General features: G+C 42.3%; 13 protein-coding genes. 6 read left to right on the top strand and 7 right to left on the bottom strand.

Features of this window, described 5'->3' with window-relative positions:
- Nucleotides 1–759: 759 nt before the first annotated feature.
- Together WN50_RS26610 and WN50_RS26605 are read right to left on the bottom strand one after the other, a co-directional pair.
- On the bottom strand, nucleotides 760–3600 hold the full coding sequence (locus WN50_RS26610) for a cation-translocating P-type ATPase (protein ID WP_046276451.1): 2841 nt from the start codon (nucleotides 3598–3600) through the stop codon (nucleotides 760–762).
- Between the two features lie 151 nt (nucleotides 3601–3751).
- Nucleotides 3752–4753 (bottom strand): DUF389 domain-containing protein, encoded by a 1002-nt coding sequence (locus WN50_RS26605; RefSeq protein WP_046276452.1) that lies wholly within the window; start codon nucleotides 4751–4753, stop codon nucleotides 3752–3754.
- Between the two features lie 456 nt (nucleotides 4754–5209).
- Between WN50_RS26605 and WN50_RS26600 the strand changes: the two genes are divergently transcribed.
- Nucleotides 5210–5905: a manganese catalase family protein gene (locus WN50_RS26600; RefSeq protein ID WP_046276453.1), complete on the top strand. Its 696-nt coding sequence runs from the start codon at nucleotides 5210–5212 to the stop codon at nucleotides 5903–5905.
- Nucleotides 5906–5966: 61 nt separating this feature from the next.
- On the opposite strand, the gene WN50_RS26595 is transcribed toward WN50_RS26600, so the two are convergent.
- Entirely contained in the window at nucleotides 5967–6812 is an 846-nt protein-coding gene (locus WN50_RS26595; protein ID WP_046276454.1) for a cyanophycinase, read from the bottom strand.
- A 361-nt stretch (nucleotides 6813–7173) separates the two neighbouring features.
- On the opposite strand from WN50_RS26595, the gene WN50_RS26590 reads away from it, so the two are divergent.
- From WN50_RS26590 to WN50_RS26585, 3 genes are all read left to right on the top strand, one after another.
- Nucleotides 7174–8610 carry an MATE family efflux transporter gene (locus WN50_RS26590; RefSeq protein WP_046276455.1) on the top strand — a complete coding sequence of 479 codons (1437 nt, stop codon included), beginning with the start codon at nucleotides 7174–7176 and terminating at the stop codon, nucleotides 8608–8610.
- Nucleotides 8611–8928: 318 nt separating this feature from the next.
- Entirely contained in the window at nucleotides 8929–9090 is a 162-nt protein-coding gene (gene rd, locus WN50_RS31565; protein WP_063847422.1) for a rubredoxin, read from the top strand.
- Nucleotides 9091–9564: 474 nt separating this feature from the next.
- The gene (locus tag WN50_RS26585) at nucleotides 9565–9957 is read left to right on the top strand and encodes a hypothetical protein (RefSeq protein ID WP_046280487.1); all 393 of its coding nucleotides are present in this window, start codon (nucleotides 9565–9567) and stop codon (nucleotides 9955–9957) included.
- Between the two features lie 37 nt (nucleotides 9958–9994).
- Here WN50_RS26585 and WN50_RS26580 read toward each other — a convergent pair whose 3' ends face one another.
- A complete protein-coding gene (locus WN50_RS26580) occupies nucleotides 9995–10972 on the bottom strand; it encodes a HEAT repeat domain-containing protein (protein WP_046280486.1) in 978 nt (325 codons plus the stop codon).
- Nucleotides 10973–11591: 619 nt separating this feature from the next.
- On the opposite strand from WN50_RS26580, the gene WN50_RS26575 reads away from it, so the two are divergent.
- On the top strand, nucleotides 11592–11912 hold the full coding sequence (locus WN50_RS26575) for a hypothetical protein (RefSeq protein ID WP_046280485.1): 321 nt from the start codon (nucleotides 11592–11594) through the stop codon (nucleotides 11910–11912).
- A 118-nt stretch (nucleotides 11913–12030) separates the two neighbouring features.
- Nucleotides 12031–13737 carry an NAD+ synthase gene (locus tag WN50_RS26570; RefSeq protein WP_046280488.1) on the top strand — a complete coding sequence of 569 codons (1707 nt, stop codon included), beginning with the start codon at nucleotides 12031–12033 and terminating at the stop codon, nucleotides 13735–13737.
- A 2-nt stretch (nucleotides 13738–13739) separates the two neighbouring features.
- On the opposite strand, the gene WN50_RS26565 is transcribed toward WN50_RS26570, so the two are convergent.
- The 3 genes from WN50_RS26565 to WN50_RS26550 all read right to left on the bottom strand — a co-directional run bounded on the left by WN50_RS26565 (nucleotide 13740) and on the right by WN50_RS26550 (nucleotide 17492).
- Complete coding sequence (locus tag WN50_RS26565; protein ID WP_046280484.1) at nucleotides 13740–14186, bottom strand: SRPBCC family protein; 447 nt, start codon at nucleotides 14184–14186, stop codon at nucleotides 13740–13742.
- A gap of 186 nt (nucleotides 14187–14372) precedes the next feature.
- The gene (zds, locus tag WN50_RS26560; RefSeq protein WP_046280483.1) at nucleotides 14373–15842 is read right to left on the bottom strand and encodes a 9,9'-di-cis-zeta-carotene desaturase; all 1470 of its coding nucleotides are present in this window, start codon (nucleotides 15840–15842) and stop codon (nucleotides 14373–14375) included.
- A gap of 393 nt (nucleotides 15843–16235) precedes the next feature.
- A complete protein-coding gene (locus WN50_RS26550; protein WP_049561280.1) occupies nucleotides 16236–17492 on the bottom strand; it encodes a sensor histidine kinase in 1257 nt (418 codons plus the stop codon).
- Nucleotides 17493–17704: the final 212 nt, after the last annotated feature.

Raw genomic sequence — 17704 nt, 5'->3', positions numbered from 1 at the left:
GAGTTTCTGGAGTTTCGTTCCATTACTCAGTTTGTTGTTGGCGTAGGCTACCCGAGAAGCGTAGCTCAGTGCATCCCGATAAGCTAAAGTGACCTGTCTCACAGCTTCTTTTTGCTCTGGAGACAGGTCTAATTTGAACTTGGCGGTCACAACTTGCTTCACGGATAAACCTTCACGAAATGTTTTCTAGCTTAACGAAGGTGAAACTGGATTGTCAAGTAGCAATTTTCGGGGCATCGAGTCCCTCAATTGCTGCGCTATTCCTCCCCACGCCGTTTCGCTACGCTTCACTGAGCGTGGGGACTCCCGCGCTTTCGTTGAACATTTTAAAAACCATGATAAAATAGAGCCGATGTTAAAGCCCTAGCATCGTCATAATTCAAAGGTTAATTCTATCACGGTTAATCACCTTTGTTGTCTGGTATTTATTCCCGAATTGATTAACACCCTAACCTGAGAGTTGTAAAGACCGACTTGCGATTAACTTGGTTTAAAATCACAGACGTTTCGTTACTCAAGCTGACATTTTCTGAGTAAACGATGAGTGAAGACGATGCCAAGTTATTGCGTTTACGTGTCGTGCTGTACCGAACCGATTACAGAAGTTTGGCTTCTGTGATTTAGTCTATCATCTGCGCTGTCATCGTCTCCTAAAAAGGGATATTGATCTAGGCATTTAACCTTAGAACGAGATTATACATCAGTTAAAAATTTTGGTCAATTTTTTTGACTCACTTTCGGGGAACCTGGGGTCAGCAGTTATTTTCGAGTTTTCCACCAACGTTTAACCAATTTTTCCATTTCTACCCAGACAAACATCAAGCTACTAAACCCAATACAAATCGCAAGTTCTGTCCCATTTAACCAATGCGTCCCAAAAAATCCCCGTAACGGTGGGACATAAATCAGTAACAACTGTAAAATGGTCGTCAGGCTAACGGCTGCCAATAGATAGGGATTGGAAAACGGATTAAGTTGCACCGTTAAACGAGTATCGGAACGCACGGCCAAAGCATGACCCATCTGAGCAAGACATAAGGTGGTAAAGACCATCGTTTTCCAGCGTCCCGGATCACCGCCAGTTTGCGCTTCTCCATGCGCCCAGACCATTAAAACAATCGTTAAAATCGAGAAAACGATGCCAATTCGCACCATATAAGCCCCCAACCCTCGGGCAAAAATACTCTCACGGGGACTGTAGGGGGGACGCTTCATCACGCCCGCTTCAGCCGGTTCAAGGGCTAAGGCTAAAGCGGGTAAACCATCTGTGACGAGGTTCATCCACAAAATTTGCAAGGGAGTCAACGGAACTTCTCCCAAACCCAGTAACGGAGCGGCAGCAATCGTTAACACTTCCCCAATGTTACTGCCCAAAATATACTTCACAAAGCGCCGAATATTGCTATAAACCACCCGCCCTTCTTCGGTTGCCGCTACAATCGTCGCAAAGTTATCATCCAGCAAAATCATATCACTGGCTTCTTTGCTGACATCGGTTCCCGTGATGCCCATCGCAATGCCAATATCAGCCTGTTTGAGGGCGGGTGCATCATTAACGCCATCGCCTGTCATCGCCACAAATTCCCCACGTTTTTGTAAGGCTTGGACAATTCGCAGTTTGTGTTCGGGTGCCACCCTCGCATAAACACTCACCTGTTTGACTTGTTGTTCGAGTTCGGCTTGGCTGAGTTGCTGTAACTGTTGACCTGTCAAAACGGTTTCACCAGACTGAGAAATGCCCAATTGTTGAGCCACAGAAGTCGCGGTTAACTGATGATCTCCTGTAATCATCACCGGACGAATTCCGGCTTCTCGACAGCGTTTAACGGCTTCTCTGACTTCCGGGCGAGGTGCGTCGAGCATTCCGACCAAACCCAGCCAAATTAATTCTTGTTCGCTGCTGTCTTCATCGGGACTGGCGGGTAAATCGTTTAAAGGTTTGTAAGCAAAGCCAATGACTCGCAGTCCTTCGGCGGCTAATTGGTCATTTTGTTCTAAGATTTGCTGACGGTGTTCAGGCTCAAGGGGAATGCTTTGGTCTGCGGTTTGAACGTGATCGCAACGTTCTAGAATCAGTTCGGGTGAGCCTTTCGTAAACATTTGAAAGTGAGCGTTTTTCTTTCGGATAGCTGCATCTGCATCTTGACAAATGACGCTCATGCGTTTGCGTTCGGAAGAAAAGGGAATTTCCGCTCGACGAGGCATTTGTGCATCCCAAGTGGATTTTGAGATGCCGGCTTTTCCTGCGAGGGCGAGTAAGGCGCCTTCTGTGGGATCGCCTAAAATCGTCCAAATATCGTTGTGGTGTTTGAGTTGAGCATCATTACACAACACACTCGCCACGCATAACGGTTGAAGTTCTTGCTGGTGTTGGGGGGTTAATCGGGGTTTCTCTTCTGGGTTCAATTCCTCATCGCGGGAAATCCGATGCAGAGGTTGGAACTCACCCCAGGGCGCATAACCTTCACCTGTTACGAGAAACGCATGATTGAGGGTTCTCACCCACTGCACAACCATTTTATTTTGGGTGAGGGTTCCGGTTTTATCGGAACAAATGGTGGTGACTGAACCCAAGGTTTCCACGGCGGGAAGTTTGCGAATTAACGCATTGCGGCGTACCATGCGTTGAGTCCCAATGGCCAGGGTGACGGTGACAACGGCGGGTAAACCTTCGGGAACAACGGCTACCGCCATACTCAGGGACACTTCGAGTAAATGTTCAAAATATTCAAACCCAGCACGAATAATCCCACCGATGACGACAATTGCCACTAAAAGCAGTGAACCACTAACCAGCACGTTTCCCAGTTGCGACATTCGCTGTTGTAGGGGGGTGGGTTCGGTTTCGACGGACTGAAGCATGGCGGCAATTTGTCCCAGTTGGGTCTTCATTGCGGTGTCTGTCACCAGAACTTTTCCCCGTCCACCGACGACTTCGGTGCCTTGGAAAACCATGTTAATCTGATCCCCCAGGCTGGCATCTGCGGCTAATTCTGTCTCTGCGCGTTTGCTGACGGCTTCGGCTTCTCCGGTGAGGGTGGCTTCTCGCACTTGCAGGTTTTGGGCTTCTAGGAGGCGACCATCGGCCGCGACTTGGACTCCGGCTTCGAGAAACATGATGTCGCCCGGAACTAATTGTTGAGAGTCGATTTCTATTATTTCGCCGTCTCGCAGGACTCGCACTTTGGGGGAGGAGAGGTTTTTGAGGGCGGCTAGGGCTTTTTCGGCGCGACTTTCTTGAAAATAACCCAGTAAACCGTTGAGAATGACGATTGCAAAAATGGCGATCGCATCTTTGGGAAAGTTGTCATTTCTCAGATCAAGGACGGCGGAAACCACGGCTACGGCGATCAGCATCACCAGCATGATGTTGGTGAACTGATCCCATAATATTTCTAAAGGTTGGCGTCCAGAGGTGGTTTGAATTTCATTGAGACCATATTGCTGTTGTTTTTGCCTAACTTGCTGCGGGTTTAAGCCCTCTGTGGGGTTAATGTTCATCAACTGCAAGGCCGACTCAATGGAGTGAGTATGCCAAGTCATTGGGGAGTTGAGTGAGGAGCGATCGCCAGATGGAGAGGAAGATTGAGTCGATGCCATGAGGAGTTAAAAGCTACCAAATCACTATAGGAAGTTTACAAACCTGCCCGTACCCAAGTCCGAATCAAGGGATAAATGTCTTTGCTTATTCTTGATTTTAGCGAAGAACTTAATCTTAGAGTTAAAACATCATTTTTTTTTAAGTAAAAACCTATTGTTGCTGAGTAGATTCTACCAGTCGAGCCGGGGTAACATCAAATATCACTTTTAAAGATAATGTTAATTCTTGCTTAAGAAGTTCTTCAATCAGGGCGACTTCTTCGGGAGTTATGGCATCGGTTGATCGAGCCGTGACCAAAACAGTTGGGGGTTTTCTACGCCAGCTAATACTGACACGCTCGACTTCAACATCGGGTCGATCTACGAGGGAACGAGTCACTAATATTTCTCGGATTGAGTTATTAATTTGGGCATGATTCACCAGTTGAAAAAAACGAATTCCTAGCGGAATGACTAGCATCATTATTAGGAATAAAGAAACACCCCAAGACAGGGTTCGGGCTAACTCGCTACTTCTGGCGTATCCGGCTACAACATAGACGACTAAACAAGCGAGATTAATCCCGATTAAGTTCGTGATATACAACAAACTCGCTCCTAAAGCAGCATCCCATGTTCCCTGAGAAATTGCAATTCCAACTACACAAATCGGCGGCATTAATGCCACTGCAATTGCGGTTCCTGGAAGGGCATCTCCCACTTTGGGACGAATTTTTGCATAGCCGCTAACCCCTCCGGCGACAATCGCAATCAACAGATCTATTAAGGTCGGTTGTGTTCGGGATAAAATTTCTGAACCAAATTCAGGAATCCGAATAATTAGACCAGCAAACCCAGAAAATAATAGGGAAATTAGAGTTCCAACAATAATCGATTTACCACTCAAACGCAGGAGTTTTAAATCACCCTCTAAAGTGGCAAAAGACATTCCTCTTAAGGGTAACATTAGCGGTGCGATAATCATCGCACCAATGATAACTGCTGCACTATTAATGAGTAAACCTAGTGTAGCAATCAAGCAAGAACTAATGGTTAAAACCAAATAGTTTTGAGTTAATTTTGCATCAGTTAATAGAGATTCTCTTAGTTTCATAAATGGGACAGATTCTAAGGAAAAATCTACATCTTTAATCAGTTTATAGTTTTTTCGCATCAAAGATTATTTAGCACTAGGTTTTCCAATTCATACCCCAAAAATCCTATTTATTCTAAACGGTATTTTATAGATTGACAAGACTGACGGAGGTTGGATCTCTAGTTCAAAGGAGAATCCGAAAAAAACAATACAGGGTTATATAGACGGTTATTAGAACTTGGCTATTTTTCATCTATCTAAAGATAGAGATTTAACGGTTAAACTCTGAAAGAGATTTTCCAAAACCCTAAAAACTCTCTAAATTTTAATCGGCTCAATCAAATGAGTAAATCATCATATTTATGGCAAGCGGAATAGTTCGATAGATTTGAAATTTAATCAGAGTCTCTCTTTAGATCAAGGTCATTTGATCGGGAAGTTTCTAAGATACGGAAAGAGCAAAAATAAAAACTTAATTTTTGCTTTCGCGAACTTATTGTCTGTTAGAGATTACCAAAGCAGGAGCAACACTGAATGTTTTTTCATAAAAAAGAAGTAATTACCAAAGATGTCAAGATTGATGAGCCGAACCCTCGTTATGCTCAACTTCTTTTAGAACAATTTGGCGGCGCGACAGGTGAACTTTCGGCAGCATTACAATATTGGGTACAGTCTTTTCATACCGATCATCCTGGAATTCGGGATATGTTGCAAGATATCGCCATTGAGGAATTTAGCCATTTAGAAATGGTTGGCCGACTGATTGAAAATCATACTCGAAATGTTGATCAAACTGAAGCCTTTCAGAGTACATTATTTGCAGTACGCGGTAAAGGGCCTCATTTTCTAGACTCTCAAGGACAAGCTTGGACAGCCGCTTATTTAAACGAAGGGGGCGATGTTGTCCGAGATTTGAGAGCGGATATTGCAGCCGAAGCAGGTGCGCGTCAAACCTATGAAGCGTTAATTCAAGTTGCACCCGATCAGCAAACGAAAGAAACTTTAGTTCATTTATTGACTCGAGAGATTTCCCATACGAAAATGTTTATGAAAGCATTAGATTCAATGGGTAAACTCACCGAACCCTTCTTCGGAAATGTTCAACCCGATGAAACGGTTGATATTTACTATAACTTATCAACCAACGGAGAAGATCATCGCGGTCCATGGAATTCTGATGAGAATTTCCGCTATATTGCTGATCCGATGCCACAAAAAACTCAACGATAATAGACAAGGAGTAGGGGCGCTGCGGTTGGCGCCCTTATCGTTTAACTTGCGCCTTTTTGTCTTAACTCATAATTGCCATTTCGGGAGTGTTAACAGGTTCGTTTCCGGTTACAGTTTGTCGGTTGTGAAGATCAAACTTGTATCCTTCCGGTAGAATATGAAGCTTAACGCCAGACAAAGCCAAACCTTCATCTCTTAACAGTTGTCCGATGTTATTATGGGTGATTTCACTTAAATCTACAATGGTACAACTGCCATCCCCAACCACATAAAATTGATGATCTCGCACCACAATAGCGGTATTTTCATCAATCCCTATGCCAATTAAATCAGGATGACGCGCCACCGCAGTTAATAAGCGTCCTAAACGTCCGCGTTGAGCAAAATGTTGGTCAATAACGGCTTCGGGAAAAAAGCTCATTCCTTGTTCCATTTCGACAATTTCAATACGAGGATGAGTCTGTCCTTCTCCTTCTAAAATCATGTTCGTAGACATCATACTTGCACCCGCACTGGTTCCCCCAACGACTAAGCCTTCGGTGTATCTTTTTAATAAGGCTTGATGCAAAGCAGTATCTTTGAGAATTTCGGTAATTCGCGCTTGATCACCGCCTGTAAAAAAGACTCCTGTCGCATTGTTAATCGCTTCTAATGCTGTCGAAGTTTCTGCATCTTCTCGTTGAATGGTATCAATAATCCGAATATTTTGGATTCCCAAGCGTTCAAAAACTCGAATGTAGTCATCTCCCACTTCTCGGGGTAATTCAGTGGCTACCGTCATCACGACAATTTTGGCTTCCATTCCACCTGCACAACGCACAAATTCTCGTAAAATTTTGCATTCGCCGTCTCGATCTTCCGCTCCGCCAATAATTACCAATTGTCCCTGATGTTGATTCGATGTCATACAAAACTCCTATTCTGCCCAGATGAGGCATAATCTCTAATTTGAACACGAATGATGCCCTTTAATTAACCTTCTTAAGATAGAAATTAAAGCCGTCGTTTTACCGAAAGATAGATAACAGTTAAGGGCTTTAAATCGAACAGATCTGCTCAAAAATAGGTCTATTTTAATGTCAATGCTAAGGCGATCACTGGCTTTTAAAATATACACAAACTTATACTTTTGTCATCTATCTTAGGAAAAAAATATAGAGATTCTCAGGGGTGTTCACTGAGTATTAATGCCAAATAACTGCGATCGCAGTTATATTAACTGATGACGGCGCATTTCTAAGCCTCTCCCACTCTCTCAAATCAGATTCATGTCCCCATCAACCCCCACTCGCAAATACAACTTAACAGAAGGTTCTGTCGGACTCAAACTCATCGCCCTCACTTTACCAATGGTTTGGGGCGTTTTTTCGGTCATTGCGTTTGACCTGGCTGATACTTATTTCGTGGGTAAACTGGGAACCCCCCAACTCGCGGCGATGAGTTTTGCTTTTCCTGTTTTCATGGTCATGGGAAGCTTGGCGATCGGACTGGGAACCGGGGCGGCTTCGGTGATTTCTCGCGCCATTGGTGAAGGCGATCGCGATCGAGTTCAACGATTAACTACAAATAGTCTAACATTATCTCTGTTTATTGTTGGTATTGTTATTCTGATTGGACTCGCAACAATTGACCCTTTATTTAAACTTTTAGGGGCGAGTCCTGAAGTCATTCCCTACATTCGGGAATATATGAAAATTTGGTATCCCGGCATGATTTTTCTCGTCGTTCCAATGGTGGGAAATAGTGCGCTTCGTGCAGCCGGAGATACCACTATTCCCAGTCTAATTATGACCTTTGCCGCCTTAATGAACGTTGGTTTAGATCCTTTGTTTATTTTTGGTTGGGGGTTCATTCCTGCGATGGGTTTAAAAGGGGCAGCGATCGCGACAGTCATTGGTCGTTCTCTGACGTTCATTACTTCTTTAATGATTCTCCATTTTCGAGAACGGATGATTCTTTGGAGTTTAAGCTGTCTGAGAAATTTTTGGGACTGTTGGAAAGAGATTTTATATGTGGGTTTACCTGCGGCTTCGACCAATATGATCACACCAATTTCGATTGGGATTATCACCAGTTTATTAGCCAGTTATAGTCCTGAAACCGTTGCAGGATTTGGGATTTCTTCTCGGATTGAATCATTTGCGATGATTGTGTTTATGGCACTTTCTAGCACGATTGGGCCGTTTGTCGGTCAAAATTGGGGTGCAAAACTCTATGGACGAGTCCATCGTTCTTTACATTTATCTTATTTATTTTGTATCGGTTTCGGGGTTTTTGTTGCGGTGATTCTTTTCGCCACTTCATCACAAGTCATCAGAATATTTGACACGAACCCGGAAGTTGTTAATACTGCTACTCGTTATCTAACGATTGTACCCATCAGTTATGGAACTCTAGGGATTTTCTTAGCGGCTTGTGCTGCATTTAACGCCCTCGGAAAACCCTTTCCGGCTGTAGTATTAACGCTCTCTCGAATGGTGGTATTATATGTACCGTTAGCCTATTTAGGCAATTGGTTATTTGGCTTGAATGGGATTTTCGCGGCTGCTTGTGTGTCTAATTTAATTGTTGGTTTAACCGCAATTATTTGGACTCGTCGATCTTGCAGTTTGAAGGCTGTTCATCCCTTAGAACATCCGGTGATTTTACCCTCAACCCAACCCCCGATTCATCTTCCAGATGTTCAAGATAAAACGCCTCGATAAAAATTAAGTAGCTAGGGATAATTATTGCTCAATAAAAAACCCTCGTTGTTGGGATGAGCGCCCCCAAGCACAACGATCAACTGGTTATATCATATCCGACTAATCAATAATAATTCGTAGGGGCGGGTTCAGTCAAGATCTTTACTACTACTCCGAGATTGATCTAAACCCGCCCCACCTCATAACAGAATTAATCAACCGGACATCATATTATTTGTTGATTTTTGAGAGTTTACTTATTCCCTTAGAAAGATGAGGAAAATAGGAGTTTTTGTTAATATTCTATTCGAGAGGAGAACACTGGAGACTAACTAAATCGTGAAAAAATATCAGTGTACAGTATGCGGTTATGTTTACGATCCCGAAACAGGCGATCCCGATGGAGGAGTAGAACCCGGAACAGCATTTGAAGATATTCCCGAGGATTGGGTTTGTCCGGTTTGTGGGGTGGGGAAAGACGATTTTAAACCGATGAATTAATGTTTAAAGATACTTCAAAAACCCGCTTTCTCTTTATAAATATCCCAAAAACTCGGTAACTCTTGCGAAACTGGGTTTTTATGATAATAATGTAGGGGCGGGTTGATTACAGTGATCAGTTATGTGACCAAGTTAATTTGTTTTTGGATACCCGCAGCCATAGAGTTCCCCCAGAGATGAGATTAGGAGAGTTAGTTGTGTTTACAGTATACTCGCTGTTTCGTTGGGGTCAAGTTTATTGGGTTATGGGAAGGGATTAAAATCGTTCGCTAAAAGATTAAGTCCGTAGCCCATAGAACTCTGTTAAAATTTAGCTAATACAATTTCTTTCTAATCATGCAACTTTTGATGATCCCCCCCAACCCCCCTTGTTAAGGGGGGTGGCGAAGCCGGGGGGATTAATTAGATGCAGCTTCATAAAGAATTGGTATAAAATTTGAGTCAGTTTTAACCCACTTCAATTATTTTTTAACTATGGTACAAATCACCATCGATATCCCTGATGAACTCGCCATGCGGTTAGCTCCATTTCAAAATCAACTCTCTGAACTTTTGACTCGTCTGATCGCAATAAGTTTGCCCGAACAATCAGACAGCAATTTATCTCAACTCAACCTTACTCCACCCTCAACCTATCAGGAAATTTTGGATTTTTTAATTAGTCGCCCGACCTCTGAAGAAATTATCAACTTTAAAGTCTCCAACCCCTCCCAAACTCGTCTGCAAACTCTGCTGCAAAAAAATAGAGACGGGATTCTCACTCCTACAGAAAAAAGCGAACTCGACCTCTACCAACAGCTTGATTCTCTCATGGGTTTACTGAAAGTTAGGGCTTATGTTGCCTTAAATTCTAAGACAGAAGGTTGATAGGGGCAATGACATATATTCCAGCAGCACCCTGAAATTATATTTTCTTTTTTTCAACTCTCGACTGCAAAGTATAGAGATTATCTTTTAGCTGTGTCGGTAATAATAACTCCTCATCTTGAATCTCTAAAACGGGCTGTAGTGCTTGAATTAATTGCTTTAACTTTTCTCGGGGCATCCGATCTTCTTCTACAATTAAATTAAAACTAATCGCCTCTAAAAGGGTGGCGACATAGCTGCGAAGTTCTAAATCTCCTCCTTTATCTTCAACGACGTTAACCAAAACGTTAACAACTTCTGATGAATTGTGACCCATTTCTGTTAACGCCGTCGCCGCATGGCTGCGAATTTCTACATCATCCTGTTGATCTTCGAGGACGTCAATAAAAACTGCAACCGTTTCCGGGGAATTTTTCGCGATCGCCCTCAACGCACCCGTCACATAAACCCGAACTTCTGAATTCTCCTGTTTATTCTCTAAAATTTTTACCAAAGTTTCAATGTCTTCGGGCGAACCTTGACCCATTTCTCTTAATGCAAAAGCCGCCATACTGCGAACTCCCACATTATTTTGTTTGTCTTCAACTTCCCCAATTAACGCTTTTATTACTTCCGATGAATTTTCCCCAATTTGACCCAAAGTAAAGGCGACACCCCGGCGAACATCTGCATCTTCCTGTCGATCTTGAACGACTTGAATTAAAGCGTCAATGGTTTCGGGTGAACTGTCTTTAATTGTGGTCAAAGCAAATGCAGCGATGCGGCGAACTTTGCTGCTACTGTTTTGATCTAATACCGTAACAATTAAAGGTTTAACTGCATTTTTTCCGCATCGGATAACGTTTCCATAGGGAGGATCGTAAAGTCTATTAACTTCTTCAAATTCTTCGATATTGGCTTGAATTTCTGCTTCTGAACAGCTTTGTGCGTTGCCAGGACTCGCAGAAAGCAAGGGAAACGAAAGGCCTAACAGGATTAATACAAAGTTAATTTTTTTCTGAATACCGACTTTCATTAAATTACCTCTGAGAATAGAGTACAAAAGTTTAGTTTGGCTTCTATAGCAGAGAAAGAGTTGATTAGGACACTGTTTTTCTGTCAAATCCTTTTATGATAAAGGTTTCAATTCTGTCTCCTGTCTCCTGTCTCCTGACTTCTGCTATAGTATATTTGCTGTTTAATCGGGATTAAGTTCATTAAGTTACAATAAGGCTTGAAAATCCCTCGTTAATTGAGCGACTCATCTCTAAAAAACTACGTCAATATCTTACTCAATTTTAATCGGTCTCAACCGACGATCGCCTATTGCTTCAGAAAGAATTTATGAGTCGATTCGGGTTAATCCCTCAAATAATCGCCCAGAGGACTGCCATCCTACGCAAAAACGGGTTTTTATTTTCCTCCAAAATAGACTTGATGAATGTTTAGCCTCACTTAGATTTAGTTGCGATCTCTGGGGTCATCAGCCAATAGAAATAGATCTGTGGGATATTTTCGATGAGACTGCTTTTGATCGATTTGAGGAAATTGCTCGCTTCAAAATGAGAATGTTCTATCGTCAGAAGGATTAACTCGTCCTTAACTTTATCTAAGATAAGAATAGAAAAATAAATTTTTCATTTAAGGAGATAATTATGAATAGGTTTCTCAGTGGTATTACAGTTAGTTTTCTAGCGTTGGGTCTAACCTCCCCAGCATTCGCACAGGATAGACCCTCTCTTCAACAACCGACTACACCCAGTAGCGCTCAGACCACTAAAAACGATTTTGTTTGTAACTATCAATATAAGATAGGAGATGAGACGAAAGAAGCGAGTGTCAGTGGAACAACTCGTTTACAAGCTAAAGAGCAACGTTCTCAGCAAATCGACCGTTTAGAAGAGGAAGCGGATCAGCGAGGTGAGAATTTTGAAGTCACATATCAACTTTGTCGTGATCCGTTTGGTCCTAATTAATCGGTAGTCGTGAAGAGTCGCCGTATCAGTCCCCAGGGATTGAAATCCCTGGCTGATCACTCGAGAAATTGATTTCTGAGTAGTAAACTTGAGTTAAAATCTACTCCAGAGATTAATGATGAAAATTGCGATCGCACAACTCAATCCCACTGTCGGCGATATTACCGGAAATGCTCAACGTATTCTCGATGTCGCCCAACAAGCTACAGAAGCAGGTTGTCAACTGCTATTAACCACAGAATTGGCTTTGCTAGGTTATCCGCCGAGAGATCTGTTGATTCGCCCCAGTTTTATCGAGGCTGCGATCGCTCAACTACACATTTTAGCTGAAAAATTACCGCCTGAACTTGCAGTTTTAGTCGGAACTGTCCAACCGAATCCTGAGTTTAAAAAACAGGGTAAGCCGTTATTTAATAGTACCGCGTTAATTCACAATCGTGAAATTCAGAAGTTTTTTCAAAAGCGGTTACTCCCGACTTATGATGTATTTGATGAAGATCGCTATTTTGAATCCGGAAAACAAAGTGAATATTTTACTTTATCTAATTCTACCACATCTTTAAAAATTGGGGTGACAATTTGCGAAGATTTATGGAACGATGAGGAATTTTGGGGAAGACAAAACTATGCTTGTAATCCCATGAAAGCTTTAGCGGAACAAAATGTTGATTTAGTGGTAAATTTATCGGCTTCTCCCTACCAAACCCGTAAACAAAAACTCCGTCAAGCGATGCTGGGACATAGTGCAGAACGTTATCAAACTCCGATTATTTATGCCAATCAAGTTGGGGGAAATGATGATTTAATTTTTGATGGGTTTAGTTTTGCTTTTAATAAAAACGGTGAATTAGTTCAGTGTTTAGCGGGATTTAAAACTGATTTTGCTATTGTTGAGTTTGATTTTGAAAAACAAGATTTAATGGCAGCAACAACGGTTAAATCTCTAGAAAAGTCTTCAAATGATCATCCGGGAAGTGAAGATGAAGAAATTTGGTTAGCGTTGGTTTTGGGTGTGCGGGATTATGTGCGGAAATGTGGTTTTTCTAAGGTTGTTTTGGGGTTAAGTGGGGGAATTGATTCGGCGTTAGTTGCGGCTATTGCAGCAGAAGCGGTGGGAGAAGAGAATGTTTTAGGGGTATTAATGCCTTCTCCTTACAGTTCCGATCATTCAGTCAATGATGCGTTAAAATTGGCTGAAAATATTGGGATTAAAACCGAACTTTTACCGATTTCTGAGGGAATGAAAGCCTTTGATAACACCCTTGAACCCTTGTTTACAGGGACAGAATTTGGCATTGCCGAAGAAAATATTCAATCCCGCATTCGAGGAACATTATTGATGGCTATTTCTAATAAATTTGGTCATTTGTTACTCTCAACTGGAAATAAATCAGAAATGGCGGTGGGATATTGTACCCTGTATGGCGATATGAATGGGGGATTAGCGGTGATTGCAGATGTTCCTAAAACGCGAGTTTATTCAATTTGTCATTGGTTAAATAAACATCATCAAAAAGAAATTATCCCCAATAATATTTTAACAAAGCCTGCCAGCGCTGAACTCAAACCCGGTCAAGTTGATCAAGATTCACTCCCCCCTTATGAGATTTTAGATGATATTTTATATCGGTTAGTTGAAAAACATGAATCGGTTCAACAAATTATTGAGGCCGGACATGATTCTGAGATTGTTCAAAAGGTGGTAAAATTAGTCATGCGGGCAGAATTTAAACGCCGTCAAGCCCCTCCCGGATTAAAAATTAGCGATCGCGCTTTTGGGACAGGTTGGCGGATGCCAATTGCGAAAGCAACAAGTGGAATTTAAGCTTAAGATTTTGCATGAACGGCTAGGGCGTAATCTCGAAACCGTTCTAAATCTGCTTGAATGGTTGATTCTACCAGTCGTCCTAAAAAGAGATTATCCATCAGTTTACCTAAAATCCCAGGAATGGCATAGGAAAACGTCAGTTTAACAATACTACTCCCATGACGATCATAAAATCGAATGGCGCCTTGATTCGGTAAACCATCAACAGATTCCCATTGAATAATTTGATGGGGAACCTGTTTCAAAATCCGAGACAGCCAAGTAAACTCAAACCGACCTGCTGCTAATTTCCAACGGGATAATTCGGGATTATCTTCTAAGATTTTAACCGAATCAATCCATTTCATCCATCGGGGCATTTGTTCCAAATCTGACCAAAGACTCCAAGCTAATTCTATCGGAATTGGAACTTCAACTTGAACGCTATGTTCTAACCAGTCTGACATCGGATTTTAGAGTTGATAGAGTATATTTTTAGAGGGAAATTTAAAGCATTTATAGCAGAAATCAGGAGACAGGAGACAGGAGACAGAATTGAAACCTTTATCATAAAAGGATTTGACAGAAAAACAGTGTCCTAATCAACTCTTTCTCTGCTATAACTCTAAAAAATTCCCTCTATATTGTCAGTTTTAACCTGTTGTTACCGCCGAGGGTTTCATCAAGTTAGCTGTATTATTTAAAAGGGCTTTTGCGGCTTGATGACCCGAAAGTGTCGCGCCTTCCATGCTATCAATATAATCCTGTTGGGTATAACTTCCAGCTAGGAAAAAGTTAGCTACAGGGGTTTTTTGTGCAGGACGATAGGGGTCCATTCCCGGCGCTTCTCGATAGAGAGATTGAGCTAATTTAACCACACTATACCAGGTCATCTTGAGTTCTCTTGAAGACGGGAATAAATCCTGTACTTGTTTGAGAACGTGTTGGGCGATTTCTTCGTTACTTTGTTTGATAAACGGATCTCCAGGGGTTAATACTAATTGTAGCAGTGAACCCTCGCCTTGACGATAATAATCTCCCGGACTGGTTAAGGCTAAATCCGCAAAACAGGAGAAATCAGCATCACAAGTATACAACAAGTTATCAATGCCAACGGCTCGTTCTAACTGTTTGCGTTGTTGCGGATCATTGAGTTCTGTTACCCAACCATCAAAGCGTAATTGTACCGTTGCCACAGGCACAGTATCAAGTTTATAGATATTATCAAATTCCGACCATTTCCGCCAATCTTGGGGTAATATTTTCTGAACTCCGGGAACATCACAAGCACAAACATAAGCATCGGCTGTGATGGTTTCTTCGGTGTCTCCAGAAGCTACAACCATAGCTGTTATGTATGTTTTGCCGTCTATTTGTTCGTATTGAATCTCTTTAACCCGGCGTCGGGTGTAGATTTTCGCGCCTCGTTCTTCGAGATAATTAATAATCGGTTTATGGAGATATTCATGGGGGGAACCTTCCAACATTCGCAACACAGAAGCCTCAGTTTTTGCAGCAAAAAATTGGAAAATTGTTAGCATACACCGAGCGGAAATATTTTCCGTATCGATAAAACCCAGTGCATAGGCGATCGGGTTCCACATCCGCTTTAAACTACCTTCTGAACCGCCATGACTGCGGAACCATTCGGCAAAACTAATTCGATCTAAATCTCGAATGGTTTTCATCGCCCCTTCAAAGTCTACCAGTCCGCGAACGAGAGGACTTGTACCTAAAGCGATCGCGTTTTTCAACTTATCATAAGAAGACAGTTGAGAGGTGGTAAAAAAGGCTTTGAGTCCGTTAAACGGAGCGCCTGTAATGAAGCGAAAATCTAAACTTCCTGTTTTTCCGCCTCGGTTAATAAAGGTGTGAGAATGTTCTTTTAAACGCAGATGTTCAAACGCTCCCACCTTTTTCATTAAATCAAACAGATGGTAATAACAACCAAAAAAGACGTGTAAACCCATCTCAATATGATTACCATCGGGATCAACCCAACTGCCGACTTTTCCGCCAACAAAAGGACGAGATTCAAAAATTTCAACTTGGTGTCCAGCCTCGACGAGATCGACGGCTGTTGCCATACCCGCTAAACCTGCTCCAGCGATCGCAACCCGCATTTTGCCTATTTATAACCTATTGTCTTCACAGATTGTAACAAAAAACGGCAATCTAAACACTGTAGGGGCGGGTTCTGTCGATATGTCTGTCTGGTGACAAATACCCTCTGTAACCCCGCCCCGTTGTATGGGCAATAGCCACCAGAAGTTTTGTTGGGGCGGGTTCTGTCGATATGTCTGTCTGGTGACAAATAACCTCTGTAAACCCGCCCCCTTCGTCGATCAGCCTCAACTCATCAATAACCTCTGTAAACCCACCCCCTTCCTCGATCAGCCTCAAAAACCCGGTTTCTTTGAGGGTTTTTCTGTCAAATCAAATAGCACACGGGGCGGGTTTATATAACTTGTCTATGGGAAAACATACATCTGGGCGGAACCCGCCCCTACATCTTTTCAACTGTCGAGGCGGGGAAGTGTGATGGTGAAGGTAGAACCCACGTCAACGGTACTACTGACTTGTATAGAACCTTGATGGGCTGTGATAATTTGTTTAACGATGGCTAACCCCAAGCCAAAACCCCCTGTTTTGCGGGTTCGGGCTTGATCGACTCGATAAAAGCGATCAAAAATGTGGGGTAGATCTTGGGGCGGAATACCCATTCCGGTGTCTGTTACCGAAATCATTACCCAACGGGATTCATAGATTAATTTTAGGCTGATTGTTCCTCCCGAATTTGTATATTTAAAAGCATTATTGAGAAGATTTTCAATGGCTTGACGGAGTAACTCGGGTTCGGCGTGAACTAAAATAGATTGTTGGGGAAGTTGAGTCAAAAAGGTTAAATTTTTGTCTAAGGCTAAGTCTTGATAAAATGTTGCTAAATCCGTCAAAAGTAGAGTCAGATTAACGGTTTGTAAGAACTCGGGATTGAGTTTACCTTCGTGACGGGCTAATAGCAATAAATGACCGATCAAAACTGTCATAGACTTCGTTAATGTGACAATTTTTTCCAGACGTTGGCGGGGAACTTCATCACAGCCAGGGGCGAGTAAACCGACTTGGGCGTTGCTGAGAATGGCGGCTAAAGGGGCGCGTAATTCGTGGGAAGCATCGGCGGTAAATCGGCTTTGGGCTTCGTAAGATTGACGAATGGGTTGCATTGCCATTCCCCCCAGTAACCAGCCGGTTAAACCAATAATTCCCCAAGTTATAGGCACGCCCACTGTTAAAAATAAACGCAGTTTTTGGGTTGTATCTTGAAAGGGTTTTAGGGAGGTAGCGACTTGCAAATAGCCGATTAAAATTTCATTATCAACAACAGGAATGGTTAATTGTCTGACTTGAATATTAGCGGATTTAAGCGTTTTAAATCCTAGTTTTATTCTATTTTTTTCGGTGGGAGATTGACCTATAAACTGCACAATTTTTCTTTCTTGATTGTACCACCGAACATAGATTAATTCACTCCCAAAGCCGGAATTACTCCGGAGCATGAGCAGGTTTTCAAATGCGATTTTTGATTGACCTTTGCGAGTGTTCAACTCAACGGTTGACGCCAGCGCACTGGTTCGATCATATAAGGCATTATCGAGCGCCCACAATTGATCTCGAGTTTCGATATAATAAATTAATTGGGCAAATACGATTAATATTCCTCCCATTGACCAAGTAAACCAACGGGCTAAATTCCGACGACTTTGACTAAACATTTTTGATTAATACCATTTTTTTCTAATCATTCAACTTTTGACCTTCGCGTAGCGTGCTGTCAGGCGTATCCCCCCTTTATCCCCCCTTAAAAAGCAGGGCTGTTTCATTCTCAGTTAAAAATTGCCGGGGTTGATGGGGTGATGGGGGGAATTTTTATTAACAAAAAGCTATTTTTCATCGGAAAAAAATCCTCTCCCCACCACCCCATCAC

The organism is Limnoraphis robusta CS-951 (genome assembly GCF_000972705.2).
This window is presented reverse-complemented; position numbering and strand designations above follow the sequence as displayed.

What these genes read in the sequence shown, in the direction of transcription:
- WN50_RS26570 (WP_046280488.1), top strand. Translation starts at nt 12,031, where the DNA reads ATGAAAATTGCGATCGCACAACTCAATCCCACTGTCGGCGATATTACC.
- WN50_RS26595 (WP_046276454.1), bottom strand. Translation starts at nt 6,812, where the DNA reads ATGACATCGAATCAACATCAGGGACAATTGGTAATTATTGGCGGAGCG.
- WN50_RS26580 (WP_046280486.1), bottom strand. Translation starts at nt 10,972, where the DNA reads ATGAAAGTCGGTATTCAGAAAAAAATTAACTTTGTATTAATCCTGTTA.
- zds (WP_046280483.1), bottom strand. Translation starts at nt 15,842, where the DNA reads ATGCGGGTTGCGATCGCTGGAGCAGGTTTAGCGGGTATGGCAACAGCC.
- WN50_RS26610 (WP_046276451.1), bottom strand. Translation starts at nt 3,600, where the DNA reads ATGGCATCGACTCAATCTTCCTCTCCATCTGGCGATCGCTCCTCACTC.
- WN50_RS26590 (WP_046276455.1), top strand. Translation starts at nt 7,174, where the DNA reads ATGTCCCCATCAACCCCCACTCGCAAATACAACTTAACAGAAGGTTCT.
- WN50_RS26600 (WP_046276453.1), top strand. Translation starts at nt 5,210, where the DNA reads ATGTTTTTTCATAAAAAAGAAGTAATTACCAAAGATGTCAAGATTGAT.
- WN50_RS26575 (WP_046280485.1), top strand. Translation starts at nt 11,592, where the DNA reads ATGAATAGGTTTCTCAGTGGTATTACAGTTAGTTTTCTAGCGTTGGGT.
- WN50_RS26550 (WP_049561280.1), bottom strand. Translation starts at nt 17,492, where the DNA reads ATGTTTAGTCAAAGTCGTCGGAATTTAGCCCGTTGGTTTACTTGGTCA.
- WN50_RS26585 (WP_046280487.1), top strand. Translation starts at nt 9,565, where the DNA reads ATGGTACAAATCACCATCGATATCCCTGATGAACTCGCCATGCGGTTA.
- WN50_RS26605 (WP_046276452.1), bottom strand. Translation starts at nt 4,753, where the DNA reads ATGCGAAAAAACTATAAACTGATTAAAGATGTAGATTTTTCCTTAGAA.
- WN50_RS26565 (WP_046280484.1), bottom strand. Translation starts at nt 14,186, where the DNA reads ATGTCAGACTGGTTAGAACATAGCGTTCAAGTTGAAGTTCCAATTCCG.